23 protein-coding genes are annotated in these 26,845 nt (G+C 73.1%); 15 read left to right on the top strand and 8 right to left on the bottom strand.

The window, feature by feature from the left end:
* Positions 1-343 precede the first annotated feature (343 nt).
* Positions 344-1,024, top strand: a complete 681-nt coding sequence (locus tag AB0I88_RS01735; protein ID WP_361017202.1) for a GAF and ANTAR domain-containing protein — start codon at positions 344-346, stop codon at positions 1,022-1,024.
* On the opposite strand, the gene AB0I88_RS01730 is transcribed toward AB0I88_RS01735, so the two are convergent.
* On the bottom strand, positions 1,021-1,416 hold the full coding sequence (locus tag AB0I88_RS01730) for a hypothetical protein (protein WP_361017200.1): 396 nt from the start codon (positions 1,414-1,416) through the stop codon (positions 1,021-1,023). The genes AB0I88_RS01735 and AB0I88_RS01730 overlap by 4 nt on opposite strands.
* 148 nt (positions 1,417-1,564) lie before the next feature.
* Between AB0I88_RS01730 and AB0I88_RS01725 the strand changes: the two genes are divergently transcribed.
* From AB0I88_RS01725 to AB0I88_RS01695, 7 genes are all read left to right on the top strand, one after another.
* Positions 1,565-2,230 (top strand): alpha/beta family hydrolase, encoded by a 666-nt coding sequence (locus AB0I88_RS01725; RefSeq protein WP_361017199.1) that lies wholly within the window; start codon positions 1,565-1,567, stop codon positions 2,228-2,230.
* 7 nt (positions 2,231-2,237) lie between these two features.
* A complete protein-coding gene (locus AB0I88_RS01720; RefSeq protein ID WP_361017197.1) occupies positions 2,238-2,870 on the top strand; it encodes a phosphoribosyltransferase family protein in 633 nt (210 codons plus the stop codon).
* 76 nt (positions 2,871-2,946) lie between these two features.
* Positions 2,947-3,669, top strand: a complete 723-nt coding sequence (locus tag AB0I88_RS01715; protein WP_361017195.1) for an ABC transporter ATP-binding protein — start codon at positions 2,947-2,949, stop codon at positions 3,667-3,669.
* A complete protein-coding gene (locus AB0I88_RS01710; RefSeq protein WP_361017194.1) occupies positions 3,666-4,394 on the top strand; it encodes an ABC transporter permease in 729 nt (242 codons plus the stop codon). Before AB0I88_RS01715 ends, AB0I88_RS01710 begins: the two co-directional genes overlap by 4 nt.
* 22 nt (positions 4,395-4,416) lie before the next feature.
* Positions 4,417-5,028 carry a TetR family transcriptional regulator gene (locus AB0I88_RS01705; protein ID WP_361017192.1) on the top strand — a complete coding sequence of 204 codons (612 nt, stop codon included), beginning with the start codon at positions 4,417-4,419 and terminating at the stop codon, positions 5,026-5,028.
* 30 nt (positions 5,029-5,058) lie between these two features.
* Complete coding sequence (locus AB0I88_RS01700; RefSeq protein WP_361017190.1) at positions 5,059-5,439, top strand: hypothetical protein; 381 nt, start codon at positions 5,059-5,061, stop codon at positions 5,437-5,439.
* 87 nt (positions 5,440-5,526) lie between these two features.
* Positions 5,527-6,201 carry a DUF6766 family protein gene (locus tag AB0I88_RS01695; RefSeq protein ID WP_361017188.1) on the top strand — a complete coding sequence of 225 codons (675 nt, stop codon included), beginning with the start codon at positions 5,527-5,529 and terminating at the stop codon, positions 6,199-6,201.
* On the opposite strand, the gene AB0I88_RS01690 is transcribed toward AB0I88_RS01695, so the two are convergent.
* The 3 genes from AB0I88_RS01690 to AB0I88_RS01680 all read right to left on the bottom strand — a co-directional run bounded on the left by AB0I88_RS01690 (position 6,202) and on the right by AB0I88_RS01680 (position 8,252).
* Positions 6,202-7,365, bottom strand: a complete 1,164-nt coding sequence (locus AB0I88_RS01690; RefSeq protein WP_361017186.1) for a methyl-accepting chemotaxis protein — start codon at positions 7,363-7,365, stop codon at positions 6,202-6,204.
* A gap of 72 nt (positions 7,366-7,437) precedes the next feature.
* A complete protein-coding gene (locus tag AB0I88_RS01685) occupies positions 7,438-7,923 on the bottom strand; it encodes an SRPBCC domain-containing protein (protein WP_361017184.1) in 486 nt (161 codons plus the stop codon).
* Positions 7,920-8,252, bottom strand: coding sequence for a metalloregulator ArsR/SmtB family transcription factor (locus AB0I88_RS01680; RefSeq protein WP_361017182.1), 333 nt, complete (start codon positions 8,250-8,252; stop codon positions 7,920-7,922). The genes AB0I88_RS01685 and AB0I88_RS01680 overlap by 4 nt, the downstream gene beginning before the upstream one ends.
* 122 nt (positions 8,253-8,374) lie before the next feature.
* Here AB0I88_RS01680 and AB0I88_RS01675 point away from each other — a divergent pair, with 122 nt between their 5' ends.
* The gene (locus AB0I88_RS01675) at positions 8,375-8,677 is read left to right on the top strand and encodes a hypothetical protein (protein ID WP_361017180.1); all 303 of its coding nucleotides are present in this window, start codon (positions 8,375-8,377) and stop codon (positions 8,675-8,677) included.
* Here the strand turns inward: AB0I88_RS01675 and AB0I88_RS01670 are convergent.
* On the bottom strand, positions 8,661-9,311 hold the full coding sequence (locus AB0I88_RS01670) for an NAD(P)-binding domain-containing protein (protein ID WP_361017178.1): 651 nt from the start codon (positions 9,309-9,311) through the stop codon (positions 8,661-8,663). The two genes, AB0I88_RS01675 and AB0I88_RS01670, sit on opposite strands and share 17 nt — an antisense overlap.
* Positions 9,312-9,453: 142 nt before the next feature.
* Between AB0I88_RS01670 and AB0I88_RS01665 the strand changes: the two genes are divergently transcribed.
* The 6 genes from AB0I88_RS01665 to pstS all read left to right on the top strand — a co-directional run bounded on the left by AB0I88_RS01665 (position 9,454) and on the right by pstS (position 24,185).
* Positions 9,454-10,449 carry an NADP-dependent oxidoreductase gene (locus AB0I88_RS01665; RefSeq protein WP_361017176.1) on the top strand — a complete coding sequence of 332 codons (996 nt, stop codon included), beginning with the start codon at positions 9,454-9,456 and terminating at the stop codon, positions 10,447-10,449.
* Between the two features lie 168 nt (positions 10,450-10,617).
* On the top strand, positions 10,618-12,390 hold the full coding sequence (locus AB0I88_RS01660; RefSeq protein WP_361017174.1) for a hypothetical protein: 1,773 nt from the start codon (positions 10,618-10,620) through the stop codon (positions 12,388-12,390).
* A gap of 350 nt (positions 12,391-12,740) precedes the next feature.
* On the top strand, positions 12,741-20,324 hold the full coding sequence (locus tag AB0I88_RS01655; RefSeq protein WP_361017172.1) for a DUF4011 domain-containing protein: 7,584 nt from the start codon (positions 12,741-12,743) through the stop codon (positions 20,322-20,324).
* 93 nt (positions 20,325-20,417) lie between these two features.
* Positions 20,418-21,620 (top strand): esterase-like activity of phytase family protein, encoded by a 1,203-nt coding sequence (locus tag AB0I88_RS01650; RefSeq protein ID WP_361017170.1) that lies wholly within the window; start codon positions 20,418-20,420, stop codon positions 21,618-21,620.
* A 76-nt stretch (positions 21,621-21,696) separates the two neighbouring features.
* Entirely contained in the window at positions 21,697-23,073 is a 1,377-nt protein-coding gene (locus AB0I88_RS01645) for a hypothetical protein (protein ID WP_361017168.1), read from the top strand.
* Between the two features lie 62 nt (positions 23,074-23,135).
* On the top strand, positions 23,136-24,185 hold the full coding sequence (gene pstS, locus AB0I88_RS01640; protein WP_361017166.1) for a phosphate ABC transporter substrate-binding protein PstS: 1,050 nt from the start codon (positions 23,136-23,138) through the stop codon (positions 24,183-24,185).
* Positions 24,186-24,450: 265 nt separating this feature from the next.
* Here the strand turns inward: pstS and araD are convergent, their stop codons facing one another.
* The 3 genes from araD to AB0I88_RS01625 all read right to left on the bottom strand — a co-directional run bounded on the left by araD (position 24,451) and on the right by AB0I88_RS01625 (position 26,771).
* Complete coding sequence (araD, locus tag AB0I88_RS01635; RefSeq protein WP_361017164.1) at positions 24,451-25,158, bottom strand: L-ribulose-5-phosphate 4-epimerase AraD; 708 nt, start codon at positions 25,156-25,158, stop codon at positions 24,451-24,453.
* A 107-nt stretch (positions 25,159-25,265) separates the two neighbouring features.
* Positions 25,266-25,652: a hypothetical protein gene (locus AB0I88_RS01630; RefSeq protein WP_361017163.1), complete on the bottom strand. Its 387-nt coding sequence runs from the start codon at positions 25,650-25,652 to the stop codon at positions 25,266-25,268.
* A 126-nt stretch (positions 25,653-25,778) separates the two neighbouring features.
* The gene (locus AB0I88_RS01625; RefSeq protein ID WP_361017161.1) at positions 25,779-26,771 is read right to left on the bottom strand and encodes a LacI family DNA-binding transcriptional regulator; all 993 of its coding nucleotides are present in this window, start codon (positions 26,769-26,771) and stop codon (positions 25,779-25,781) included.
* Positions 26,772-26,845 lie beyond the last annotated feature (74 nt).

Below are 26,845 nucleotides of genomic sequence, written 5' to 3'. Positions count from 1 at the left end.
CACCGTGGCGGCGTGGATGTTGAGCGCGCCGGTCACCCGGTCCCGGATCGGCAGACCGGCCGAGAGGGCGCTGTGCGCCCCGGCACTGTTTCGCGTGCTCACCGTTACCCGGCCGCCGCGGCGGAAACCCTCGGGGAGCGCCGGGGTAGTATGGGCGATCTGCGGCCGGAGTCGTCCATCGACTTCGGCGTACCGACGTCAAGCAGGGGCGCGGATCCGAGGGCGCAATCGCCCGCCGGATGGCGACAACGATCGACATGGCACGGACCGTTCCACCGGTTCCTGCTTCCGCTGCGGAGATCCACTGACGTTGAAGGCGCACGATCAAACCGACGCCGCTGCCGTGTTCGCGGAGCTCGGTCGCATCAAGCTGGGCGAGACCGATCTCGACGGGGTGCTGAACCGCGTCGCCGACCTGGCCCGGCGCACCGTGCCCGGGACCACACAGGTGTCCATCACCCTGCTGCGCGACCACCGCGGGGCGAGAACAGCGGCGAGCACCGGCGACATCGCGCTGCGGCTCGACGAGCTGCAGTACGAGCGTTCCGCCGGCCCGTGCCTGGAGGCCGCCGGAGCGAAGATCACGGTCGCTGTGCCGGACACCGCCGCCGACGTGCGGTGGGACCGGTGGGGCGCCGAGGCGGCCCGGGCCGGGATGGGCAGTCTGCTGTCGCTGGGCCTGCCGATCCTGGACGACGTGAGCGGCGCGCTCAACCTCTACGGCGCCGGAGTCCGGGCCTTCGGTGCCCGTGCCGAGCGGGCGGCGGAGACCTTCGCCGGGTACGCGACCGTCGCCCTCGCCAACGCCCACCTCTACGACGACACCGCCACCCTGGCCCAGCACATGCAGGCCGCGATGCAGAACCGGGCCGTGATCGAGCAGGCCAAGGGCATCATCATGGGCGACCGGCGGTGCACCGCCGACGAGGCGTTCGCCATCCTCACCAAGGTCTCCCAGGACAGCAACCGCAAGCTGCGCGACGTGGCCGCCGCCCTGGTCGGGCGCACCCAGCGGGCCCGCTAGGCGGTCACGTCGAGACGGCCGCCGCTGCCGCTCTGCCGCAGGTGGCGCAGCGCGGGCTCCAGGTAGCCGGCGATCGGGTTGCGGCCGGTCGGGTTCTGGTCGTACCGGCGGGACAGGTCCTTGAGGTACACCTCGGTGATCTCCTGGCCGGGCGCCAGCCGCCCGGCCGCCCGGTCCGCCGCGATCGCCGCGGCCAGTGAGTTGATCCAGCCCTGGTTCGGCTCGCCGGGGCGGATGCGCTGGCCGGTCGCCTGATATATCAGCTCGCGGTCGCGTTCGGTCAGATTGGCGGCGTCCTCGCGGGCGGTCTGATTCCGGTGCGGGGAAACGGGCCGGGAGACCGTTGCCGGCGTGCTCCCGGTGCGGTACGGGTTCATCCGGGGAATGGACATGGCGGCTAGACCTCCAGCCGTGGGCACTCGACCTCTTCCAGATCGGTGAAGGGAGCGCCCGCCTGAGGAGTTTTCCGGCCCACCTGCGGGTATCCCGAGTCGGTGGACCGTCCCCCCGGCGCCACCACCGCATCAGAAGGGACGGACGATGACGACGTGGACGACCCAGGAACGAATCGAGCTCGGCCCGGTACGCCTGGACGCTGACCTGACACTGCCCGAGCACGCCATCGGGGTGGTGCTGTTCGCCCACGGCAGCGGCAGCTCCCGGCACAGCCCCCGCAATCGCGCGGTGGCCGCCGCCCTGAACCGGCGCGGGCTGGCCACCGTGCTGGCCGATCTGCTCACCGCCGAGGAGGAGGTACGCGACGCGCGTACCCGTGAGCTGCGTTTCGACATCGGCCTGCTCGCCGACCGCCTGGTCGGGATGGTCGACTGGATGCGTGCCCAGCCGCCCACCGCGGCCCTGCCGATCGGCCTGTTCGGGGCGAGCACCGGCGGCGGCGCGGCGCTGGTGGCGGCGGCGGCCCGGCCGGAGGCGGTGTGTGCCGTGGTGTCCCGGGGTGGACGGCCCGATCTGGCTGGCCCGGCCCTGCTTGAGGTGCGTGCCCCCACGCTGCTCGTCGTCGGCGGGAACGACCCGATGGTGGCCGATCTGAACGAGGAGGCCCGCAACACCATGCGGATCCGCGCCGAGGTGCGGATCGTGGCCGGCGCCACGCACCTGTTCGAGGAGGCGGGCGCCTTGGAGACGGTGGCCGAGGAGGCCGGGGACTGGTTCTGCGACCACCTGGCGGCCGCCCTGGCGAGGTGAGGCTTCGATGATTTTCGCGAATCGCGCCGAGGCGGGCCAGGCGCTCGCCGAACGGCTGGAGCGGACCGTGGGGGCCGGCGTGCGCCCGCTGGTCCTGGCCCTGCCGCGGGGTGGCCTGCCGGTCGCCGGGCCGGTCGCCGCGCGGCTCGGCGGTGATCTGGACATCGTGGTGGCCCGCAAGATCGGTGCGCCGGGGCGTCCCGAGTTCGGGGTGGGCGCGATCGCGGAGGACGGCCCGCCCGTCTTCGACCGGGACAACCTGCGCTACGCCGGGGTGACCGAGGCCGGCGTGAGCGGGGTGCTGGCGGCCGAGCGGGAGGAACTGGCGCGCCGGATCCGCCGGTACCGCGGCGACCGTCCCGCCCCGCCGGTCGCCGGCCGTACGGTGATCGTCGTCGACGACGGGCTGGCCACCGGGGTGACCGCGCACGCGGCGCTGCGCTGGGTGCGCGGGCAGCGGCCGGGCCGGCTGATCCTGGCCGTGCCGGTGTGCGCGCCGCAGGCCAGGGACGCCCTGTCCGCCGAGGCCGACGAGGTGGTCTGCCTGAGCGCGCCGGACCCGTTCTACGCGGTGGGCCGCTGGTACGAGGATTTCGAGCAGCTCACCGACGAGGACGTAGGTCATTTCATCATGTGTTGAGTTAAGTGCTTGCCCCGCCCCCGGGAACTCATCTAGCGTTGAGTTCAACAGTTGATGAGTTCCTCGGGGAGGAATGATGTCCCAGGCGATCGAGGTTCACGACCTCGTCGTGAAACGCGGGAAGAGAACCGTTCTGGACGGCTTCTCCTGCGTCATCCCGCGCGGCAGCGTCACCGGCCTGCTCGGCCCCAGCGGCAGCGGCAAGACCACCCTGATGCGCGCGATCGTCGGCGTGCAGATCGTCGCGTCCGGCACGGTGACCGTGCTCGGCCACCCGGCCGGGTCCGTGCCGCTGCGCCGCAAGATCGGCTATCTGACCCAGGCCCCGAGCGTCTACGCCGACCTGACCGTGGTGGAGAACGCCCGCTACTTCGCCTCGCTCTACGGCCTCAAGGCGGCCGCCGCCGACGAGGCGATCGAGGCGGTCGGCCTGACCTCGGCCCGCGGTCAGCTGGTGGTGAACCTGTCCGGTGGCCAGCGCAGCCGCGCCTCCCTGGCCTGCGCGATCGTCAGCCGTCCCGAGGTGCTGATCCTCGACGAGCCGACCGTCGGCCAGGACCCGGTGCTGCGCGACGAGCTGTGGGACCACTTCCGCCGGCTCGCCGCCGAGGGCGCCACCGTGCTGGTGTCCAGCCACGTGATGGACGAGGCGAACCGCTGCGACCGGCTGCTGCTGATCCGGGAGGGTGTGCTCGTCGCCGACGACACCCCCGCCGCGGTCAAGGCCGCCGCCGGTGTCGACGACCTCGACCAGGCCTTCCTCAATCTGATCCGGCGCCAGGAAGTGGTCACCCGATGATCCTCGCGAGCACGATCAAGCGAATCCTCAGCCAGCTTCGGCACGACCCGCGGACCATCGGCCTCATCGTCGTCGTCCCGACGCTGCTGATCACCCTGATCTATTTCATGTACGAGGGACAGCCCGCCCTCTTCGACCGGGTCGCCCTCACCATGCTGGGCGTCTTCCCGTTCATCGTGATGTTCCTGATCACCAGCATCGCCATGCTCCGGGAGCGCACCACCGGCACCCTGGAGCGGTTGTTCACCACCCCGGTCGGCAAACTCGACCTGCTGTTCGGCTACGGCGTCGCGTTCGGTGTCGCGGCCGCCGTGCAGGCCTCGGTGGCGGCCGGCTTCTCCTACTGGGCGCTGGACATGCGCACCGCCGGCAGCATCGGCCTGGTCATCCTGATCGCGGTCGCCAACGCCGTGCTCGGCGTCGCCCTCGGCCTGCTGTGCAGCGCGTTCGCCCGCACCGAGTTCCAGGCGGTGCAGTTCATGCCGCTCGTGGTGGCGCCGCAGCTGCTGCTCTGCGGGTTGTTCGTGCCGCGCGAGGAGATGGCCGGGTGGCTGCAGGCGATCAGCGACGTGCTGCCGATGTCCTACTCCGTGGAGGCGCTGACCGAGGTGGGCGTGCACGCGGAGCCGACCGGCATCATGTGGCGGGACCTCACCGTCGTGGTGGGCGCGATCATCGTGGCTCTGGTCCTCGGCGCGGCCACCCTGCGCCGGAGGACCGCTTAGGACGTACAGGAGAAGGGGTTCGATGGTGCGACGGACCGGACGCCGGCCCGGTAACCCGGACACACGCGAGGCGATTCTCGTGGCGGCGCGCAGCGCGTTCGCCGAGAAGGGATATGACGGCGCCTCGATCCGCGCGATCGCGACCGGCGCCGGGGTCGACCCGGCGCTGGTGCACCACTACTTCGGCACCAAGGACAAGCTGTTCCTCGAGACGATGAACTCGCCGGTCGACCCGGTCGACCTCATCGCCGAGGCGACCGCGGGGGAGCGCGACGAGATCGGCGCCCGTTTCGTCCGGGCCTTCCTGGGCATGTGGGACGGGCCGCGCGGAGCGGCCGCCGTGGCGCTGCTGCGTTCGGTGGTCGGCACCGAGTGGACCACCAAGCTGTTCCGCGAGTTCATCATCACCCAGGTCCTGCGCCGGGCGGTGCCCAAGCTGGGCCTCGACCCGGCGGAGGCGCATCTGCGGGTCACCCTCGCGGCCAGCCACCTGGTCGGGCTCGCCATGGCCCGCTACGTGATCAAGGTGGAGCCGCTGGCCTCCGCGCCGACCGACACGCTTGTCGCCGCGGTCGGCCCGACCGTGCAGCGCTACCTCACCGAGGACCTGCCGGGCGTGTTCCCGGAGGCATGAAAACGGCCCCGGCGGGGCAAGCACCGCTTCGTGCGATGGGCGACGATGCTGCTGGCGGTGACCCTGGTGACCGGGTGCGCGTCCCTCGAGGAGCGGTCGTCGGCCGCCGAGGCGACGGCCCGGACGTTCCTCCAGGCGGTCGCCGAGGGTGACGGGACGGCCGCCTGCGGCGCTCTCGCGCCGGAGACCCGGGCGGAGATCGACGCGCCCTGCGAGCAGAGCATTCTGGACGAGGCGCTGCCCGCGCCGTCCCCGGTCACCGATTCTCAGGTGTACGGGCAGAGCGCGCTCGTCAGGTTCGAGAGCGACACGGTGTTCCTCGCGGTCTTCCCGGACGGCTGGCGGGTCGTGGCCGCCGGATGTGTGCCGCGAGGCGAGCGACCCTACGACTGCCGGATCCAAGGTGGGTGAGAAGTGCATGCGACTCCAATACCTCCTGCTTCTGTCCGTGGTGACGCTGGGCCTGGTGTACTTCGCCGCCCTCGGGGTCCTGCACCGGTGAGACGGGCGCTGCGGGAGAACTCGCTCGGCCTGGTCTTCGGGCTGCTCTTCCTGGCCGTGCTGGTCGCCCAGGCGTTCGCCGGGCACGCCGACTTCAACCAGCGGCAGCTCACCGCGGGGTTCCCGCCGGTGAGCCTGGGCCGTTACCTGACGTCGGCGTCCTTCGCCTCCGACGTGGCGGAGAACTGGCAGTCCGAGTACCTCCAGTTCTTCCTCTACATCTTCCTTACCGTCTGGCTGGTCCAGAAAGGATCACCGGAGTCGAAGAAGCCCGGCGAGGAGGGCCTGGAGTCGGACCGGGAGCAGATGGTCGGCCGGTACGCCACCGAGGACTCGCCCGGCTGGGCGCACGCCTCCGGGCTGCGCCGGGCGCTGCTGTCCAACTCGCTCGGCCTGGTGATGGGGCTGCTCTTCGTCGGCTCCTGGCTGGCCCAGTCGATCGCCGGGGCGGCCGCCTTCAACGAGCAGCAGCTGCGCGACCTCCAGGAACCGGTCACCTGGGCGGAATACCTGACCGAGCCCGACTTCTGGAACCGCACCCTGCAGAACTGGCAGTCCGAGCTGCTCGCCGTCGCCTCGATGGTGATCCTCTCGATCTACCTGAGGCAGCGCGGCTCGCCGGAGTCGAAACCGGTCGGCAGCCCGCACGACACCACCGGGACCGAAGGGTGATCAGCCCGCCCCGGCACGGGCCCGCCGGGTCAGATAGGCGTTGATCGACTCGCGGGTGTGCTCCGGCACGCCCTGGAACTGCAGGCCGATCTCGGCGGTCTCGCCGTGCTCCACCCGGCGGACCACCCGGGCGTCGGCACCCATGGCCAGGCCGTCGAGGGCGAACTCGGCGCGGACCAGCTCCCCGATGGCGATCCGGGCGCCGGCCGGCACGGCGCAACCCAGCCCGTCCGAACTCAGGTCGATCATCTCGGCCGGCACCGGGGCCGGGCGGGACTCGGTCTGGAGCCGGACCGTCCCGTCGACCGGCAGCCGGTCGTGGCGGCGGCGCTCCAGCCGATCGGCCACGTCGGAGAGGTCCCCGATCTGCGCCATGGTGGCGTCCACGCTGCGGTGCAGCCGCCCCACGATCTCGTGCTGCCGGTCGGCGATCCCGCCGAGGTGCCGCATGGCGTCCTCGATGTCGCCGACGTCGGAGATGATGGCGCTCAGCGTCTGGCCCATCTGCGCGACGTCCGCCTCCAGCGCCGCGATCGTGCTGGTGATCTGCTCGGTCGAGTCGGCTGTCGTGTCGGCCAGGCCCTTCACCTCGTCGGCGACCACCGCGAAGCCGCTGCCGGCCGCACCGGCCCGGACCGCCTCGATGGTGGCGTTCAGCGCCAGCAGCCGGGTCTGCGAGGCGATCCCGGAGATCACGCTGGCGATCCCGGCCACCTGGCGCAGGCTGGCGTTCAGCGCGGTGGCCGCCTCGTCGGCGCTGTGCGCCCGCTGCACCAGCGCGTTCGCCGCGTCGCTGGTGATCGTCACCCGCTCGTGGGTGGCGGCCGCCGAGTCCCGGGCCGCGCCCACCTGGCGCACGACGTCCTTCAGCTTGCCGCCGATCACCTCGGCCGTGTCGTCGATCGCCTCCCGGGCCCGGCGCCGCAGCCGCTGGTTCAGCTCCCGCTGCTGCACCTGGGCGGACTGCGCCTGCGCGTCCAGGTCGGCGCGCAGCCGCTCCAGTTCGGCGTCACGGTCCCGCAGCGAATCGGTCAGCTCGGCGATCAGCCCGGCCGAGGCGGGATCAGCCCGGCGGCCGGCCGCCGGACGACTGCGCCGGCGCGCCACCACCACACCGGCCACCACCGCGGCCAGGGCGACGAGCAGGATGAGCCAGGTGGGCATCAGGCCCCTCCGGGCGCGGTTGTCGGGGAACGACCCGACGCTACCGCGCCCGGATGTGCCGTGTACGCCGTTTCAGCCCGCGAGGATCGCGTCGATCTGACCCATCGCCTGCCGCATGCCCTCCTCCATGCCCATCTCCGCCATCCGTTCCAGTTGCTCGGCGCTGCGGAACGTGCTCACCGTCGTCATCCGGGTGCCCGGGCCGGCCGCCTCCAGGGTGACCACGGCGTGGGTGAGGTCCTCCGGATCGACCGGCTCGCCCTCGGCGTCGGCGAACCCGTCGTCGAACTCCAGACGGTTCGGCTCGTCGATGTCGGTGATCACCCACCAGCCCCGCGCCTTCGTCCCGTCCGGGCCGGTCATGTGGTAGCGGACCGCGCCGCCGGGCTTGAAGTCGTACCGCTCGAAGGTGGCCGGCCAGGTCGGCGGGCCCCACCAGCGCTCCAGCTTGCGCGGATCGGCCCAGACCTGCCAGACCCGGTCGACCGGCGCCGCGAACTCGGCGACGAAGGTCAGTGTCAACGCGTTGACGTCCTTGGTGCTCCGGATGACCGTCATTGCTCCTCCTCCAGGATCTGTGCGATCGCGGCGGCACGCTGCCGCCACAACCTCTCGTACGCGTCCAGCAGCAGCGCCACCCGGCGCAGCGCCTCGACCTCTCCCCGCACGATCTGCTCCCGTCCGCGGCGGGTCTTGCTGACCAGAGCGGCCCGCTCCAGCACCACGACGTGCTTCTGCACCGCGGCGAAGCTCATCGGATAGAGCCGGGCCAGCTCCGAGACGGACATCCCGCCACCGATCACCCGGTGCAGGATGTCGCGCCGGGTCGCGTCGGCCAGCGCGTGGAAGACGCGGTCGGCGTCGGCGACTCCGGAATCTACAACCATGTGGTTGTACGTTAGGCGACGCGGAGCCCTCCGGCAACCCGGTTCGGCGGATTTCCTTCAGGCGGGGACGCGTACGCCGATGAGAGCGGCCTCAACGACGAACCCGCCCCCGGAGGTGTCGAATGACCATCAGCATCGGAACATCCGGTTCACCCTCCGCGCGCGACACCCACGCCGCCTGGCTGCGCCGCCGTGAGGACGGTCCGGCCGGGCGGCGGGCACCGCACGGGCCGGTCCCCGAACCCGCCGGGGCCGGCCCTCTCGCCGGTGCTCTGGCCAGCCCTCTCGCCGGTGCTCTGGCCAGCCCTCTCGCCGGTGCTCTGGCCAGCCCTCTCGCCGGTGCTCTGGCCGGCGCTCTCGTCGGCCCTCTCGCCGGTCAGGGCGGGGCTGGGGCGGCCCGGGCGCCGGTCAGCGCAGCGTGGTGAGCGCCTCGGCCAGCACGTCGGTGGCGTCCTGGACGTCGACCTCGCGCATCCGCAGCGGCCCACCGGTCTCGGTGAGCAGCGCCGCGTGCGGCCCGCCCGCGTAGAACGGGGCGAACCCGAGATCCCGGATGATCCGGGCGGCGGCCTCACGGGCGTCCCGCTGGTCGGTGCAGACGTACTCGGTGAGCAGCGGATCGTGCCCCCGGCGGCGGTTCAGCACCTCGGTCGACATGGTGTTGAACGCCTTCGCCCAGTGCGCCTCGGGCGCCCACTCGATCAGCGTCTCCAGGCCGCTCCGGCCGCCCGGCGTGCCGATCCCGGCCAGGCCGCCCGGGCCCGGGGCGCCGTCCGGCTCCGGGTTGGTCGCGTCGATCACCACCTTGTCGGCGAGCACGCCGCGGGTCATGTCGATCGCCTCCCGCGCGGAGGACCAGTTCGGACTGAAGATCACCACGTCACCGAACGCGGCCGCCCGCGGGATCGACATCACCCGCAGCGGCGCGTCCTCGCGGTCCACCTCGGCGCGCAGCCGTTCCGGATGGCGCGAGGTGACCGCCACCTCGTGCCCGCTCTCGGCGCACCACCTGGCCAGAGTGCCGCCGAGCCGACCCGCCCCAATGACACCGATACGCATGCACCCAGGGTGCCCGCCGGACCACCGGATCGGGTGGGAATCCGGAAATCGCCGTACCGCATCCGCGGCCCGGCCGTCACCACGCCGTCCACCGGCCCAGCGGAGCCGGTCCGGCGGCACCGGCCGTCGTAGGGTCGATTCCATGAGAGAGATCCGCCTCGCGTCCCGCCCCGTGGGCTGGCCCACCGTCGACAACTTCGAGATCGCCGAGACGGCGGTCCCCGAGCCCGGCCCCGGCCAGGTGCTGATCCGCAACGTCTTCATGTCCGTCGACCCGTACATGCGGGGCCGGATGAACGACGCGAAGTCGTACATACCGCCGTTCCAGGTGGGCCGCGCGCTCGACGGCGGCGCGGTCGGCGAGGTGGTCGCCTCCGAGAGCGACGCCGTGCCGGTCGGCTCCTTCGTCAGCCACAACCTCGGCTGGCGGGAGTTCGCGGTGTCCGACGCCTCCCGGGTGCAGGTCGTCGACCCGGCCGCCGCCCCCAGCCTCTCGGCCTATCTGGGTCTGCTCGGCATGACCGGTCTGACGGCGTACGTAGGCCTGCTGGACATCGCGCGGTTCAGCGAGGGCGACACCGTCTTCGTGTCCGGCGCCGCCGGCGCGGTCGGCAGCGTCGCGGGCCAGATCGCCCGCCTGCGCGGGGCGAAGCGGGTGATCGGCAGCGCCGGATCCGGGGAGAAGGCTCGCCACCTGGTCGAGGACCTCGGCTTCGACGCCGCGTTCAACTACAAGGACGCCCCGGTACGCGAGCAGCTGCGCGCCGCCGCGCCGGACGGCATCGACGTGTACTTCGACAACGTCGGCGGCGACCACCTGGAGGCCGCGATCGGCTCGCTGAACAAGTTCGGCCGGGTGGCGCTCTGCGGCGCGATCGCGCAGTACAACGACACCACCCCGGCGGCCGGCCCGCGTAACCTCGCGGCGGCCATCGGCAAGGAGCTCAACCTGCGCGGGTTCATCGTCGGAAACCACGGGCACCGTGCGCCGGAGTTCGTCGCCGAGGTGGGCGCCTGGCTGCGGGCCGGCCGGATCACCGCGCGCGAGACGGTCGTGGACGGGCTGGAGAACGCGCCTGAGGCGTTCCTCGGCCTGCTTCGCGGGGAGAACACCGGCAAGATGGTCGTTCGGCTCTGAGAATCCGGTTCGAGCCCGGCGTCCCGTTTGTGCGGGTCGCCGGGTTGATCCGACACTGAACGGTAATTCAGTCGCTCTCCCGAGCCGACCGGATACGGAACGTACGGTTAGTCGCAGTCGTCCGTACGGGTGAGGTCGCTGACGGAAAGCAGACACTAGCGTTTCCGCGTGGCGAATCGGTTCCAACTCTGGGGTCAAGCAGGCTGGGCGAGTGCCGAGGTGGTCGGCGAGACGCACTACGCGAAAGCGATACGTGCGCTCTTCGCCGACGACATAGACCCGCAAGGAACCGACATCACCGTCCCGGTGCAGCTGATCCCGGACCGCAACAACCGGCACGACCGCAACGCGGTCGGAGTCTGGTTCGGCTCCAACCTTCTCGGGCACCTGCCCCGCCCCGAAGCCGCCCGGTACGTCCAGGTCCTCACGTCGCTCACCGACCGCGGCCTGATCCCGGAGGTCAACGCCCAGATCACCGGCCGGGAGTGGGGCGCCGCCGACGGCCGTCCCGCCACCTTCGACGCGTCCATCCGGCTCGACCTCGCCGAGCCGCACATGCTCGTCCCGGCCAACTCGCCGCCCGCGAGTGAGCACCGGGTCCTGCCGTCCGGCTCGGCCGTCCAGGTCGTCGGCCAGCAACCGTCCCTCGACGCGCTCCGCCTGATACTGCGGCCGGAGGGGGAGTGCTGGGCCTACGTGACCCTGCACGAGATGGCCGACCACCTGGTCGAGGTGCGGATCGGCGACGCCCGGGTCGGTGACCTCAGCCCGAAGATGAGCGGCGAGCTGCTCCCGGCCCTGCGGCACATGGCCGAGCAGGGCCTGGTCACCGCGGCCCGCGCCATCGTCCGCGGCAGCACCGACAAGAACGAGGTGATGCTCTACATCGCCCGTGTCCAGGACCTGCCGGAGAGCTGGCAGGCCCCGGCCCGCCGCCCGGCCGCCGCCCCGGCCCCCGGTCGCGGGACGGCGAGCGTCCCCGGCTCCGGCGTGGCCACGGGACCGGCCACGCCGGGCACCGCCCCGGCCCCGGTGGGCGGTCCGGTGATGTCCGGCGGTCCCGCCTCCGGTGGCCTCGTCCCGAACTGGGTGACCACCGGCGAGCCGCTGCCCAGCTGGGCGTCACCCGCGACGATGCACCAGCCGGTGTCCCCGGCCGGCCCGGCCGACGTCGCCGGTCCGGGGCAGCCTGCCTCGCTCGCCGATCTGACCTCACCTCCGGCGCACGCCGCGCCGGAGCCGATGTCGCCCGCGCATGCCGTGCCGGAGCCCACGCCGCCGACACACGCCGCGCCGGAGCGCGCGCCGAGCTGGGCGCACACCGGGGAGAGCTCACCGGTCCGGTCCGAGCCGGGAGACGGACTGCCCAGCTGGGCGGTTGCCGACAACGGTGTGCCCTCCTGGGCGGCCGGGAGCGACAGCGGGCCCTCCTGGGCGGCCGGGAGCGACAGCGGGCCCTCTTGGGGTGCCGGTAGCGACAGCGTGCCCTCCTGGGGTGCCGGTAGCAACGGACTGGCCGGGCTGCCCACCGCCGGCTCGCTGTCCGGCGCCGACACGCCCCGCCTCGACCAGTCCGCGCCGGTGACCCGGCCGGTACCGCAGACCTCGCTGCTCACCGAGCCGATGCCCACCCCGGTGAGCCCGGCGCCCGATGACGTGCAGGCCATGGAGATCGCCGAGACCACGGTCATCCCGGCGCTGACCGCCGTGGTGAAGGCCAACTCCGGCGGGCTGGGCGGACTGCACGCGGTCACCCCGGTGTCACCGGCCGCCGACCCGCATCCGCCGATCCCGCCCGCCCCGACCGGCATCAGGTTCATGGTGCCGCCCGGTTGGCCGGCCCCGCCCGCCGGCTGGTACCCGCCGGACGGCTGGCGTCCCGATCCGGCCTGGCCGCCGGCTCCCGCGAACTGGCAGTGGTGGGTCCCCTCGTGGGACTGACCGTCGGTTGAGAGCCGGACCCACCACTCCCGGGAGCCGGCAGCGGTGGGTCCCCTCGTGGGACTGACCGCTGGTGGAGAACTTGGAACGCACCGCTCCCGGGAGCTGGCGGTGGTGGGTCGCCTCGTGGGACTGACCGTCGGTTGAGAGCCGGACCCAGCACTCCCGGGAGCCGGCAGCGGTGGGTCCCCTCGTGGGACTGGCCGCTGGTTGAGAGCCGGATACACCGGCCCCGGGAACTGGCGATGGGGGGTCACTTCGTGGGACTGACCACCCGATAAAAGCCGAATACGTCGGATTAACCCGGAAAAACGGCACGGTGACCCGCCTCGCCTTGCTGGAATGATGCAATGAGGTGGGATGATGCGGACGGGCTGACCGGGCGGCCGGATGCGCGTGTACGCGGAGTGCTGGAAACCTGGCGTGCCGGTCTGCTCGACCTCACCGCCTCCAATCCGCTCATCCACGTCGACCCGTGGGGTCCCGGCGTGGTGGCGATCGACAACCCCTCGCCGCGCAGCGTGCTGGAAGCCCTCCAACAGGGCCGCGAGTGCGGCTTCCTCGGCGTCGAGGAACGGGAGGAAGGCCCCCGCCCCCGCGCCACCAGCGCGTTCCAGACCCACATGACCGACGCCGAGATGGACGCCACGCTGCGTGCGCTCAGCCGCACCGCGCACCGCGACCAGCTCGAGTACGGCATGTCCGCCCTGCACCTCGCGGTCGGCACCCTGCACTGGACGGACGACGAGCGCGAGTACGCCAGCCCGATCCTGCTGCTCCCCGTCGACCTGGTCAGCACCGACCCGATGGACTACCCCCGCCTGCGGGCCCGCCCCGAGGACCCGCTGGTCAACCCGGCGCTCGCGGTACGCCTCAAGCAGATCGGCGTCGAACTGCCCGCGGTGGAGAGCCTGCCCGGCCTCGACGTCACCGTCTTCTGGGCCCGCCTGGACGCGGCGATCAGCGAACACCCGGAATGGCGCAGCGACGAGGCCATCCTGCTGTCCCGGTTCACCGTCCACCGCGAGGTCGTCTACCAGGATCTGGTCGACAACGAACGGCAGATCCTCGCCCACCCGGTGGTCCGCGCGCTGGCCACCGACGCCCGGGCCCAGATCGACGCGTTCAAGTTCGAGCCGGTCTCCGGGCGCCGTATCGACGACATCGCCTCACCCGACGACGTCCCGCTCGTCCTCGACGCCGACGCCACCCAGCGGTCCTGCGTCGCGGCCGCCCTGTCCGGGCGCAGCTTCGTGATGCGCGGCGCCCCCGGAACCGGCAAGTCGCAGACCATCGCCAACATGATCGCCGGCCTGATCCACGCCGGGAAACGGGTGCTGCTCGTCTCCGAGAAGGCCGCCGCCCTCGACGTGGTCAAGAACCGGCTCGCCACCGTCGGGCTCGACGACTACCTGCTCGAACTGCACAGCGACCGGACCGGCCGGGACCACGTCGCGACCACCCTCGCCGCCGCCCTGGACTACATTCCGCTCCCACCGCCCGGCCTCTCCACCGACGAGCGGGAGGAACTGCGCGATCACCGGGTGCGGCTCAACGCGTACGCCGAGGCGATGAACGAGGTCCGGGAACCACTCGGTCACCGCCTGCACGACGTGCTCGGCATGTGCGCCCAGATGATCGACGTGCCGGCCGCCCCGGTCCCACCGGTCCTCCCGGTCCCGCTCACCACCCACTCGCTGCAGAAGGTCCGCGACGCCGCCGAACGGATGGGCCGCGCCTGGCGCCCCGCGCTGCAGGGCGACGACTTCCTGTGGCGGGAGGTGATCGACCGCAGCCGGCTCGACGCCCGCCTGCACCAGGCCCAGACCGCCCTCGAACACCTCGCCGAGGCGGTCGGCAAGGACCCGATGGCGTCCGCCTTCCGGGCCCGCCACCTGGCCGACGCGATCGCCCTCACCACCCTCGTCGGGCACGCCGCCCGCCGCCCGGCCGAAGCCGCCGACGAGTGGCTCACCCTGGACAGCCTGGAACCGGTCGCCCGCGCCGCCGAAGGCCTGCTGCGCCACCTCAAGGCGCTCAACCAGGCCGAGGACGCGGTCCGCGCCCGGGCCGGCGTCACCTGGTCGGCCCTGCCCACGCCCAACAAGCTGCCGACCGTGCCGAGCCTCGTCCAGCTCGACCCCGCGCCGGTCGAGTTGCTGCCGCTCACCGCGGCGCAGGCCCGCGGTCTGGCCCGGCGCTTCGCCGAGGAGGCCGACCGGCTCGAACAGCACCAGCACAGCCTGGACCGGGTCACCGCCCGGCTAGGGCTGCCCAACGTGGTCGCGTTCTCCGACATCGGCCGCGTCTCCGCCATCGTCGACCTGCTCTCCCGGCCGGAGAAACCGGAGGCGGCCTGGTTCGACCCGGCCGGCATGACGAACGCCCGCACCGCCGCCCGGATGCTGCAACGCGCCGTCGACGTGGCCAAGGCCGCCGAGTCCACGGCGCGGGAACACTTCAACGAGGCGGCGCTCGCCCACCCCGTCGACGAGCTCGCCGACCGGTTCGCCACCGTGCACAAGGGCATCCGGAAACTGCGGGCGCCGTACCGGCGGGACAGGAAGGCGGCCGCCGAGATCGCCCGGCCGGACGTCAAACGATCCCAGGCCGTCGCGAACCTCTCCGCCGCGGCAGCCTGGAAGAAGTCGCTGCACGAACTGGACCGGGCGGAACTCGAGTACGGCCGGATCCTGGGCCGGCACTGGCGCCGCCTCGACACCGACTTCGACGCCATCGCCCGGGCCCTCGCCACCGCCGACGAGGTGATGAAGGTGACCCCGCCGGAGGCACTGCCGGCCGTCATCGAACGGGTCAGTGCCGCCACCCCGAACAGCGCCATCATCCGGATCGTCAGCGAGGCCCACAAAGAGTTCGACCGGTGGACCGCGGCCCTGCGCCCGCCACCCGAACCCGCGCCCCGGCCGCAGCTCGCCGCCGGGCCGATCCACGACGCGGTCACCTGGCTGCGCGCCCACGTCGAACCGCTGACCGCCACGGCGGAGCTGGTGCAGGCGTACAGCGCGGCCACCGGGCGGGACTTCACCCTCGCCGAGTCGGCCGCCGTCGGGCTGCTGCGGGAGACCGCCGCCGACGCGGCCGCCGCCCTGTCCGCCAACGCCACCGAGTACTCCCGGGTGCTCGGAGACGTCTTCCAGGGCACCCAGACCGACGTGGAGGCGCTCGCCGCCGCGATGTCCTGGACCGCCGAGGCCCGGCGCATCCGGATCGGCGTCGACACCGCGTTCACCCCGGAGCAGGCCGCCGCCCTGTCCAAGTCCCGGCCCACCGACACGCTGCCGTCCCGGGTCGCCGAATGGCAGGCCGCCCGGGACTGGATCCTGCGTGCCTTCGCCCCGCGCCGGCACCCGTCGCTCACCGCCGCCCTGGACGACTACGAGCAGGCCCGCGAGCTGATCCGGGCCCTGATCGAGGACGGCAAGGGCCAGCAGGAGTGGTTCGAGTACCAGGCCGCCCGTACCGTCCTGGCCGAACACGGACTGGACGCCGTCGTCGACTTCTGCGCTCGCGAGGACCTGCCGGTCGAACAGCTCCTGCCGGTGCTCGGCCGGGCCCTCTTCCGATCCTGGGCGGACACCGTCATCCGCGAGGACGACCGGCTCCCACCGCTCGACGCCGCCGCCCGCGACCGTCTCGTCGAAGAGTTCCGCGTCTGGGACGAGCGACTGCAGCGAGCCGCCGTCGCGGACGTGATGAACGCCGTCGACGAACTCCAGCCGACCGGCGCCGCGGCCGGCGAGGCCGCCCTGCTGCGCACCTCCGCCGCCCAGACCGCCCGCCGCCTGCCGGTACGCGACCTGATCGGGCAGGCCCGCCACGCCACCCTCGCGGTCAAGCCCTGCCTGCTCACCGTGCCCGCCGACGCCAGCCGCCTGCTCCCCGCCGACCTGCTCTTCGACGTGGTGATCGTCGACGAGGCGTCCCGGGTGCCGATCCCGGACGCCGTCAGCTGCGTCTTCCGCGGCGCCTCGTTCATCGCCGTCGGCGACGACCGGCAGCTGACCGCCCTGCCCACACCCGGCGGCGGCCGCTCCATCCTCGACCTCGCCATCGGCTGCGCCGCGTTCGAGGTCCTCGACCTCGGCACCCACTACCGCAGCCGGCACGAGTCGCTGATCGCCTTCGCCAACCACACCTTCTACCAGGGGGCGCTCAACACCTTCCCGCCCGTCGGGCCGGCCGGGCCGGACACCGGCGTGCAGCTCTTCCCGGCCGTCGACGACAGCGGCGGCGCCGACGTGGCCGGGCTCGTCGCCGGACGGGTCGCGCACCACTTCGTCACCCGCCCCGAACTCAGCCTCGGCGTCGTCGCCTGCACCCCCGAACTCGCCGCCGAGATCGAGACCGCGGTCGCCGACATGGTGGTCCCACCCGAGGACGACCGGCTCCGCGGCTTCTTCGTCAAGGACCTCGACGCGGTACAGGGCGACGAACGCGACGTCGTCATCGTCGCCGTCGGCGCCGACCTGGGCGGGCTCGCCGGCCCGGACGGATGGCGACGGCTCAACGTGGCCACCACCCGGGCCGTCCGCCGGGTGGAGGTGGTCTCCGCGGTCCGGGCCCGCGACCTGGCCGACACCGAGGAACTGCGCCCGCTCGCCGCCTACCTCGACTACGCGACCCGCGGCGAGGCGGCCCTCGGCCTCGATGAACCGCAGCCCGGCGTGCAGACCCCGTTCGAGGACTCGGTCCGCGACGTGCTGCTGGCCTGGGGCTACCGGGTGCGCGCCCGGGTCGGAGCCGGCGCCTTCCGGATCGACCTGGCGGTCCGCCGCTCGCCCCGCCGCAACGCGCCGTTCGTCCTCGGCATCGAGTGCGACGGCACCACCTACGACTCGGCGCCCGCCGCCCGCGACCGTGACCGGCTCCGCGAACAGGTGCTGCACGACCACGGCTGGCGGCTGCACCGGATCTGGGGCACCGCCTGGCACCTCGACCGCGAACACGAGGAACAGCGCCTGCGCTCGGCCATCGAAGCGGCCCTCGCCGACCTGCCGCCGGAGGACCCGGCGCCCGAACTGACCGTCACGGTCGAAGGGGCGGAGGCCGCCGCGGGCGGCGGCGACATGTGGGCCGGGAAGCCCACACCGGCCACGGTCACTTCAGAGGGGTACGCCACACAGGCGGCCGACGCCGAGAAGGGCTTCGCCGAGGATCTCCCGATGGCCGGCACCGAGAAGGGCTTCGCCGAGGATCTCCCGATGGCCGGCGCCGAAAGGGGGTACGCCGAGGATCTCCCGATGGCCGGCGCCACCGAGGAGCCGGCATCAGCGGATCCGGACCGTACGACGGCCGAACCCGACTTCGGAACGGTCGCCGACGTCGACGCCGACATGCCCGCCGACATGGTCGCCACGGCCGAGGCCGAGGACGACGCGGTCGAAGCCGAGGTGGAGGACTTCGCCGACGAGGTGGCCGACACCGTGGCCGAGGCGATCGCCGAGGTCGAGGAGGACGCGGACGCCTACCTGGCCGGCATCGAGGACGTCGAGTACCACGCCGAGGAGTGGGAGGGCGTTCCCAGCGCCTGGCCCGGGGAGTTCGGGGCCGCCGTACCGGACCGGGGGCCGGCGTGGCCGATCTGGCCCGACGAGCCGTCCGAATCCGGCCCGCGCCTCGATTCCGACCTGGAGCCTCCCGTCACCGCCGCGGCCGCGTCCACCTCGCGGACGGCGCCGGTGGGCACCGCGGAGCAGGAGGAGGACGTTCCGGCGGCGTTCGACCGGGTCAGCCGGGACCACATGTGGCGCGTCCCGCCGGACCGGACCGCCGCGACGGCGGAGCCAGGCCGTCCGCACGCCACCACGGAACCCGATCTCGCGGCCGCTGCCCCGGAGGTGGTGCCGGGCGGTGCCGCCTCGGACCCGGGTCGCGAGGCCGCTGCCCCGGAGGCCGGTCCCGGGCCCGCCGAATCCGCCGGGCCGCGGGTCGCGCCGGCCGAATCCGCCGGGCCGCGGGTCGCGCCGGCCGAATCCGCCGAGCCGCAGGTCGCGCCGGCCGTGTTCGAGCGGGTCAGCCGTGGCGATCAGTCCTCGACGCTCTTCGCGCGTGGGGCCGAGGAGACGGGGCAGCCACGGGTCTCCCGGGCCGTCTTCGAACGGGTCGACCGCGCCGACGACCCCGCCGCGGCCGCGAAACTCTTCGAGCGCGGGGTCGAGAGCTCCGATGAGCCGCGCGTCTCACGCCCGGTCTTCGAGCGCGTCAGCCGGACCGGGTCGCCGGCCGGGCCGCAGGTCGCGCCGGCCGAGTCCGCCGGGCCGCAGGTCGCGCCGGCCGTGTTCGAGCGGGTCAGCCGTGGCGACGAGACGCCGTCCGGCCGGGCCGGGGAGGCGGCCTCCGGGTTCTTCGGGGGCGTCGGCCGGGCCGGGTCGGCCGGGGCGCGCGACTTCGAACGGGAGGCGGTTCCGGCCGTCTTCGAGCGCGTCAGCCGGATCCAGGAGACCGTGGTCGCCGCCGGTGAGGACGGGGTGGTCGTCGAGCGCGTCACCCGTACCGAAATGCTGGAGGAGGCCGGGACGAACGTCGCTCCCGCCGTCTTCGAGAGGGTGAGCCGGGAGGACCCGGCCCGGACCGCCGTGGCCGCCGGCGCCGAACCGCCGGAGCCGGAGAACCGGCCGGCCGCGGAGGTCCGGAGCACCGGAGGGCCGCCCGCCGCCGATCCGGTGTTCGTGTCCGCGTCGAAGGCCCGGGAGGCCGCCGGGACGGAGACGGGCGAGCCCTCCCCGGAGACCGCCGAACCGTGGACGGCCGGGCACGCCGAGGGCGGCACGTTCGCCCAGGGCATCGCGGAGGCCGAAGCGGCACGGGCCGGCGAGCTGGCGGACCTCGAAGCCGGCGCACGGCTGGAGGAGATCGTGCTGGCTCAGGAGATCGCGCGAGCCGAGGCGGCGGCACGGTCCCGGCAGGCCGACCAGGCGCGGGAGCTGACCCAGGCGCAGGCCGTCGCCGAGGCTCAGGCGATCGCCGAAGCACGTGAGGCGGAGACCCGGAGGATGGCCGAAGCCGCGGCGGAACGGCTGCGGCGGGCCCGGGCCGAGGAACGCGCGCGACGGGAGCGGCCGGAACCCGCCGCCGGGGCGAAGAAGTCCGCCACCGGGGCGAAGAAGCCGGCCAAGGCCACCAAACCGGCCCGGACCTCGCCGCCGGTCAAGACGATGCCCGGCAAGGGAACCCCGGCCGAGGCGGCCCCCACCAGGAGCGCGCCGTCGGAGGCCACGGCCAGGCAGGCCACCTCCGGAAGCGGAACATCCCGGGACACGGCCGCGAAGGCCGCGGCGGGGCACGGGCTGGAGGAGTGGGCGCAGCCGTACCGGAAGGCGGAGCTGGCCCCGCTCCCGGCCGGAGCGAGCCTCGCCGATGCCGGGACCCGCGCCCGGATCGTCGACGCCGTCCGCCGGATCGCCGAGGTGGAAGGGCCGGTCCACATCACGGTCGCGCTCCAGCGGATGCGGGACGAGTGGGCGCTGACCCGGATCACCAAGCAGGCGCGGGCCGCCGTGGACGCGGCCATCGCCGAATCCGGGGTGGTCCAGGACGGGGAGTTCCTCAGCGACCCGGAGCAGTTGGCGCCGGTGGTGCGGTTGCGTGCCGAAGGGGTGGCGCGCAAGGCCGGGCAGATCGCCGACTCGGAGCTGCGGATCGCCCTGGAGCACCTGGTCGTCGACGCGGGCGCGATCGACGTGGACGGACTTCTCACGGCCGTCGGGCGGCTCTACGGGTGGGCGTCCCGCCGCCCGCCGGAGGTGGACGCCCGGCTCACCACGCTGATCGCCGACCTGGTCACCGCCGGGCGGCTGCTGCGCCGGGAGGACGGGCTCAGCGCCGCCCACGATCTGCCGGATCCCCTGTCACTGCCGCGGCACGACGCCGCGCCGACGCGTTCCAGCCGCCGCCGGTCGCGCACCGGAGGGTGATTTCCGGGCGTACGGCCGGTGGTTCCGGCCGTACGCCCGGCCGCCACCGTACCGTCGGCCACGGTTCATCCGTCCTCTCTAAGGTCCGGCCACATGCGAAAGATCATCCAGAGTGGATCGCTGGCGCTGATGCTGACCGTGACGCTGGCCGGCGCCGCGCACGCCGGTAGGCCCGCCGAGGTCACCGTCCCGACCCTGACCGGGTTCGCCTCGCTGCCCGCCGCCACGTTCGTGCCGGGCAGCGAACCGTCCGGCGGCCTGGTCACCGGCAACACCAACGGGCACGCCGTACCCTTCGCCGACCAGCCGGTCCAGGGTTTCTCCGGGATCGCGGACAACGGCGACGGCACCTTCGACGTGCTGTCCGACAACGGCTACGGCAACCAGGCCAACTCGGCCGACTTCCTGCTCCGTGTCCACCGGCTCGCGCCGTCGTTCGCCACGAAGACGGTCGACGTGGTCGGCGGCCTCCACCTGACCGACCCGAACAGGCTGGTGCCGTGGAAGCTGACCCGCGAGGACCGGGTCCTCACGGGGGCCGACTTCGACGTCGAGTCGATCGTCAAGGACGCGTCCGGCGGTTACTGGATCGGTGACGAGTTCGGCCCGTACCTGCTGCACTTCGATCACGCCGGCCGGCTCCTGGCCGCCCCGGTCCCGCTGGACGGGGTGACCGCCCCGGAGACCGCGGCCCGGACCGGCGCCACCGCCACCCTGGGCGGCAGCAAGGGCTTCGAGGGACTGGCCGCCGCGCCCGGCGGACGCCACCTCTACGCGCTCCTGGAGGGCACGGTCACCGGTGACACCCCCGGCGACCTGCGGCTCAACGAGTTCGACACCCGTACCGGGAAATACACCGGCAAGACCTACGTCTACCGGCTCGGCGCGCCCAACCTCGCCATCGGCGACGCCGTCGCGATCGACCGGAACCGGTTCCTGATCATCGAGCGGGACGGCGGCCAGGGCCCCACGGCCGTCGTCAAGCGGCTCTACGTCGCCGACAAGCGGGACCGGGACTCCGACGGCCGCCTCGACAAGACCCTGCTCGCCGACCTGATGAACATCGCCGACCCGCGGCGGCTGGCCGGCCCCGGCGAGAGGTTCACGTTCCCGTTCCAGACCATCGAGGACGTGGTCATCCTGGACGAGAAGACGGTCGCCGTATTGAACGACAACAACTTCCCCTTCTCCAGCGGGCGGACCGCCGGAGTGGCCGACAACAATGAGTGGATCACCATTGCGCTGCCCTCGTCGCTGCATCCGGACAAGCGCATCTTTCCAGCTCACGGCCGGTAGCTAAACGGATTGTGAACGAATAGGAAACGAGCGGCCGCGCCGTCACGGAATTGCGGTAATGGCTTACCGTGACGGCGTGCCCGCGTTTATCGAGGCGATGTTCCGGAACGACACACCGGCACGCCTGAGATGGTGGACCGCGTCCGCGGTGTGCGCCGCCGTCGCGCTGCTGCTCTCCGTCAGCCTGGTGATGGCGAAGGTGCGCGGCCAGATCGAGGTGATCGGACGGGAAGCCGCCCCGCAAGCCGCCGGCGCCGCCGACCTCTACTTCGCCCTCAGCGACCTGGACGCCCAGGTCACCCGCATCCTCCTGGCCGGCGACAGCGACGAGCTGGCCGGCAGCCGGATCGACGCGCTCGGCACCTACCGCAACCGCGGCTACCAGGTGGACCAGGACCTGCAGCGGTCGCTCACCACCGGCGCCGGGCAGGCCGAGCGGGCGATCGTGCTCGACCTGATGGACGGGCTCGCCGTCTACCGGCAGCGGGTCGGGCAGGCGATCGCCGCCCAGGCCGCCGCACCGTCCACCGGCGCCGGACGGCTCGCCCCGGACGCCCTCGGCTACTACACCCAGGCCACGAACCTGCTGCATCTGCGCCTGCTCCCGGCCGCTCAACGGTTGCGGGAGGCGGGCACGGAGCGGCTCGACGACGCGTACGCCGCGAAGAGCGCCACCGAAGGCACCGGAGTGACCCTCGTCCTGCTGTTCGGCGGCGCGCTCCTCGCGCTGCTCCTCGGCCTCCAGATCTGGCTGGCCCGCCGCTTCCACCGCACGTGGAACCCGCCGCTCGCCGTCGCCACCGCCCTCGGCGCGATCCTGGCGCTCGCCGCGATCGTGGTCCTCCAGGCCCAGTCCGGGCGGCTCGCCGACGGCCGGGACCGCGGACTCGGGCCCTACCTCGCCCTGTCCGAGTTGCGGGCCCTCGGCTACGACGCCGCCGCCGACACCGGCCGCTATGTGGTGAGCGCCAACCTGGCCTACTACCGCGACGACTTCGACGGCAAGGCGGCCTGCCTGACCGGCGGCGCCGGGTGCGCGTCCCCGGAACTCTCCCCGGCCACCTGGGACCTGGAGTCCCCCGCAACGACCGTCTCCACCGCCGCCTCGGCCCGCGGTGGCCTGGCCCGCCTGGCCGGAAGCGAGACGGTCGACCGGTGGAACGCCTACCGGGCCGGCCACGAACGCATCCTCACCCTGTCCGACGACGGTCGCACGGCCGAGGCGGTGCGGCTGCTCACCGGCATCCGGCGGGGCGACGCGGCCTTCGACTTCGCCTACTTCGACGCGTCGCTGGCCGCCGTCACCGGCACGCGCGAGCGGGAGTTCGACCGCGCGCTCCGCTCCGCGGAACAGACCATGACCGGCTGGGTGGTCCTGCCCGTCGCCGTGCTCACGCTCGTCGCTCTTCTGATTCCGTACGGGGTACGCCGCCGATTGGCCGAGTACCGATGACCCGCCCGAACCCCGCCGAGCCGTCGCGCCGGCGGACGGGCGCGAATGAGGGGACGAGACGGATGAGGACGCCGGTACTCGCGGTGGTGGGACTTCTCGCGCTGGCCGGATGTGAGGCGCCCGCCGCCCCGGCCGCGCCGCCGTTCTCCTGCGCCACCGGCACCGCGGCCGGGCAGGGGTCGTCGGCGCAGACCAACGCGGTCAACGCCTGGATCAAGGCCTACCAGATCGCCTGCCCCGGTGCCTCGATCGAGTACGCCGGTTCCGGTTCCGGCGCCGGGGTGCGGGCGTTCCTCGACGGGACGGGCGACTTCGCCGGGACGGACACCCCGCTGTCCGGTACCGACCGGAGCCTGGCCGGCAAGCGGTGCGGGAGCGGCCCGGCCGTACATCTGCCGTTGGTCGTCGGGCCGATCGCGCTGGCCTACAACGTGGCCGGTGTCGGTGACCTGCGGCTGGCCCCGGCGACCATCGCGAAGATCTTCGGCGGCCGGATCACCGTCTGGAACGATCCGGCCATCACCGCCGACAACCCCGGCGCCGCCCTGCCCGCGACGAGGATCCGGGTCGTCCACCGGTCGGACGGCTCCGGCACCACCGGCAATCTGCTGCGCTATCTGGCGGCGGCCGCCCCCGGCGACTGGCCGCACGGCGGCGGCAGCGACTGGCCGGTTCCCGGCGGATCCGGTCAGCGAGGCAGTCACCGGGTGGCCGCCGCGATCGCCCGCACCGACGGCGCCATCGGGTATGTCGAGTACTCCTACGCCCGGGTCGACTCGCTCGCCACCGTCCAGGTGGGTACGCCCGACGGGCGGTTCACCGGCCCGTCCGACCACGCCGCCGGGCTCACGGTGGCCGCTGCCCGGGTCACCGGCGCCGACGGTGACCTGCGGTTGGAGATCGACCACGCGGCCGCGTCCGGTGGCGCCTACCCCATCGTGTCGGTCACCTACGAGCTGGTGTGCCGCGGCTCGGTGGGGGAGACGGCCCACAGCTTCCTCGCCTACGCGGCCAGCGAGCCCGGCCAGGCCGTGGCCGAACAGGCCGGCTTCACTCCGCTACCCGCCGCCCTCCGCGACCAGGTAGCCGAAACCATCGCCACCCTCCGCTGACCACCGCCAGGTAAGTGCTCCCACCCACGGAACGGCCCACCCTTACCCCTACGGCGGTGCACTCGACGTCCCCGCAAAAAGCCGCCGGTGTCGAGGCAAGTGATTTTTCGCCGCCAGCGGGGTGTGCTGGCGGCGGGAAATCACCTGCCTCGACACCGGTGAACGAGGCTTTTTGCCGCGAAGCGAAGCGAAGCCAGCCAGCCAGCACAGAGCGGATCCCGGGTGGCCGGGGGCGAAGGGGAAGGAGGCCACCCGGGAACGCGCGTCAGGGGCGGGGATTGCCGTAGTAGGCGCCCGGGCCGTGCTTGCGCTTGAAGTGGCGCTCCTGCAGGTGGGGCGGGGTGGAGGCGTTCGGGTTGAGGGCCAGCGTCTTGATGGCCATCTCGGCGACGGCCTCGAGGATGATGCCGTGCTCGACCGACTTCTTCGGGGTGGCGCCCCACGTGAACGGGCCGTGGTTGGCGACCAGCGCGGCCGGCATGCCGGCGGCGGCTTCGTCGTCGCCGATGCGCTCGACGATGACGCGGCCGGTGTTCAGCTCGTAGTCGGTGGCGCACTCCTCGGGGGTGAGGCCGCGGGTGACCGGGACCGGGCCGTCGAAGGTGTCGGCGTGTGTCGTGCCGAGGATCGGGACGTCCCGGTTGGCCTGGGCGAAGGCGACCGCGTTCGTCGAGTGGGTGTGCGTGACGCCGCCGATGGACGGCCAGGCCAGGTAGAAGGCGCGGTGGCTCTCGCTGTCGACGGACGGGCGCAGGTCGCCCTCGATGACCTTGCCGGTCTCCAGATCGACGGGGACCATGTCGTCCTCGGTGAGATCCGAGTACGCCACACCGGACGGCTTGATCAGGTAGTAGCCGCCGTCGCGGTCGATGCCGCTGACGTTGCCCCAGGTCAGCTGGGCGAGCCCGGCTGCGGGGATCATCTGGTTGGCCAGCAGAACGGCCCGGCGCAGGTCCGGTGAACCGTAAGTCACGTCGTCTTCTCCTCGACCGCCTTTGTTAGCGCTAACGATAGAGATCTTGGCCGGGAAGACACAAGTCTGAAACGCCGCGGATGTTAGCGACCACAGAAGGGGCCGGCTCAACTGCCGCGGATCTTGCCGGCCGAGGGCGACTCGAAGCGGCGCGGAACATTCGCCGCCGGTGGGCGCGGCTGCGGGACCCGGGTGGAGGCGGCGGGGGCCGACGGCGCGCGCCAGGTGAACCGCACCCCGTCGAGGACGATGGTCTCGCCGGCCGCGCAGAGGCCGGACTTCCGCTCGCCCTCGGTGCTGCCGCGACCGTAGACGATCATCAGGTGGGTCTCGGCCGCCGGGCTGCCGGCGGTGGTGTGCACGGCCCAGACCTCACCGTAGCCGCGCAGGCCGGTCCCGCCCGCGGTCAGCAGCGACGCCCGCCCCCGCAGCGGCACGGCCGTCTCCCGGCCGGTGACGTCACGGATGTGCAGGGTGCCGGAGAGCCGGGGCACCCTGCGCCGGAACCATCCCGCCCCGGAGACCACCGGTCACCGTCCGCCGGGGACGGCGGGAAGCGCTGTGTCGTCGTTGAGCACCCCTCGGACTGTAGTGCTCCGTGGCCACAGCGCAACCGTCCGTCACCCGAGGGGGGTCGCCACGCTGGCCCGGGGGATGAGGCGCGGCGCCACCACCACGTCGTCCGGCGGCGCCTCGCCGTCCGGCAGGCCCAGGTGGCGCAGCAGCAGGGCGAGCGCGCGCCGGCCGAGCTCGGCGAAATCCTGATGGACCGTGGTGAGCGGTGGCAGGAAATATCCCGAGTCGGGCATGTCGTCGAAACCGACCACACTCACCTGCTCGGGCACCTTGCGGCCGGACTCGTGCATGGCGCGCAGCACGCCGAGCGCGATCCGGTCGTTGGCGCAGAACACCGCGGTCACCGCCGGGTCGGCGGCCAGCCGGCGCCCCTGCTCGTATCCGGCGGCGGCGTCCCACCAGCCGGCGGTCACCGGGGGCACGACGGCGCCCGCCGCGTAGAGGGTCTCGCGCCAGCCGTCCACACGCGCCTGCGCCTCCGGCCAGTCGAGCGGGCCGGCGACGTGATGCACCGTGGGGTGCCCGAGATCGAGCAGGTGCCGGGTGGCCAGGCGGGCGCCGGCGGCGTTGTCCACCCGTACGGTCGGGAAGCCCGCCTGCCTGTCCCCGCCCACCGCGACGCACGCCATCCCGGCCGGGGCGTGGGTGAGCGCCGTGGTGACGGCCGGCTTCGGGGCGATCGCGATGATCCCGTCGACGCCGTGCTGGACGAGCCGGTCGACGGCCTCCAGGACGGGCCGGTGCGACAGGTCCCGGACGGTGGCGACGCTGACCAGGTAGCCGGCGGCACGGGCGGCGCTCTCGATGCCGTACAGCATGGACTCGGGCCCGAACAGGGTGGTCTCGAAGCCGACGATGCCCAGGGTGTGCGACTCCCGGGTGGCCAGTGTGCGCGCGGCCAGGTTCCGCCGGTAGTTGAGCGATCTCATCGCCGCGAGGACGCGTTCCCTGGTCTCGGCCCGGACGTTGGGGTGCTCGTTGATGACCCGCGAGACGGTCTGGTGCGAGACACCGGCCAGTTTGGCCACATCACGCATGACGCTCCCGCGCTCCTTGGCCGATCTCGGCCGGGAGGCGGGTACGGGCAGGTCAGCGGCGGATTCGGGGGCTC

Origin of the sequence: Actinoplanes sp. NPDC049802, assembly GCF_040656595.1 — a bacterium.
Lineage (GTDB): Bacteria > Actinomycetota > Actinomycetes > Mycobacteriales > Micromonosporaceae > Actinoplanes.
The sequence above is the reverse complement of the archived record's forward strand: the minus strand, read 5'-3'. Positions and strand labels throughout refer to the sequence as shown.

Coding starts and splice junctions, on each gene's coding strand:
- AB0I88_RS01730 (WP_361017200.1), bottom strand. CDS start 1,416: ATGTCCATTCCCCGGATGAACCCGTACCGCACCGGGAGCACGCCGGCA.
- AB0I88_RS01725 (WP_361017199.1), top strand. CDS start 1,565: ATGACGACGTGGACGACCCAGGAACGAATCGAGCTCGGCCCGGTACGC.
- AB0I88_RS01720 (WP_361017197.1), top strand. CDS start 2,238: ATGATTTTCGCGAATCGCGCCGAGGCGGGCCAGGCGCTCGCCGAACGG.
- AB0I88_RS01715 (WP_361017195.1), top strand. CDS start 2,947: ATGTCCCAGGCGATCGAGGTTCACGACCTCGTCGTGAAACGCGGGAAG.
- AB0I88_RS01710 (WP_361017194.1), top strand. CDS start 3,666: ATGATCCTCGCGAGCACGATCAAGCGAATCCTCAGCCAGCTTCGGCAC.
- AB0I88_RS01705 (WP_361017192.1), top strand. CDS start 4,417: ATGGTGCGACGGACCGGACGCCGGCCCGGTAACCCGGACACACGCGAG.
- AB0I88_RS01690 (WP_361017186.1), bottom strand. CDS start 7,365: ATGCCCACCTGGCTCATCCTGCTCGTCGCCCTGGCCGCGGTGGTGGCC.
- AB0I88_RS01685 (WP_361017184.1), bottom strand. CDS start 7,923: ATGACGGTCATCCGGAGCACCAAGGACGTCAACGCGTTGACACTGACC.
- AB0I88_RS01680 (WP_361017182.1), bottom strand. CDS start 8,252: ATGGTTGTAGATTCCGGAGTCGCCGACGCCGACCGCGTCTTCCACGCG.
- AB0I88_RS01675 (WP_361017180.1), top strand. CDS start 8,375: ATGACCATCAGCATCGGAACATCCGGTTCACCCTCCGCGCGCGACACC.
- AB0I88_RS01670 (WP_361017178.1), bottom strand. CDS start 9,311: ATGCGTATCGGTGTCATTGGGGCGGGTCGGCTCGGCGGCACTCTGGCC.
- AB0I88_RS01665 (WP_361017176.1), top strand. CDS start 9,454: ATGAGAGAGATCCGCCTCGCGTCCCGCCCCGTGGGCTGGCCCACCGTC.
- AB0I88_RS01655 (WP_361017172.1), top strand. CDS start 12,741: ATGAGGTGGGATGATGCGGACGGGCTGACCGGGCGGCCGGATGCGCGT.
- AB0I88_RS01650 (WP_361017170.1), top strand. CDS start 20,418: ATGCGAAAGATCATCCAGAGTGGATCGCTGGCGCTGATGCTGACCGTG.
- pstS (WP_361017166.1), top strand. CDS start 23,136: ATGAGGACGCCGGTACTCGCGGTGGTGGGACTTCTCGCGCTGGCCGGA.
- AB0I88_RS01625 (WP_361017161.1), bottom strand. CDS start 26,771: ATGCGTGATGTGGCCAAACTGGCCGGTGTCTCGCACCAGACCGTCTCG.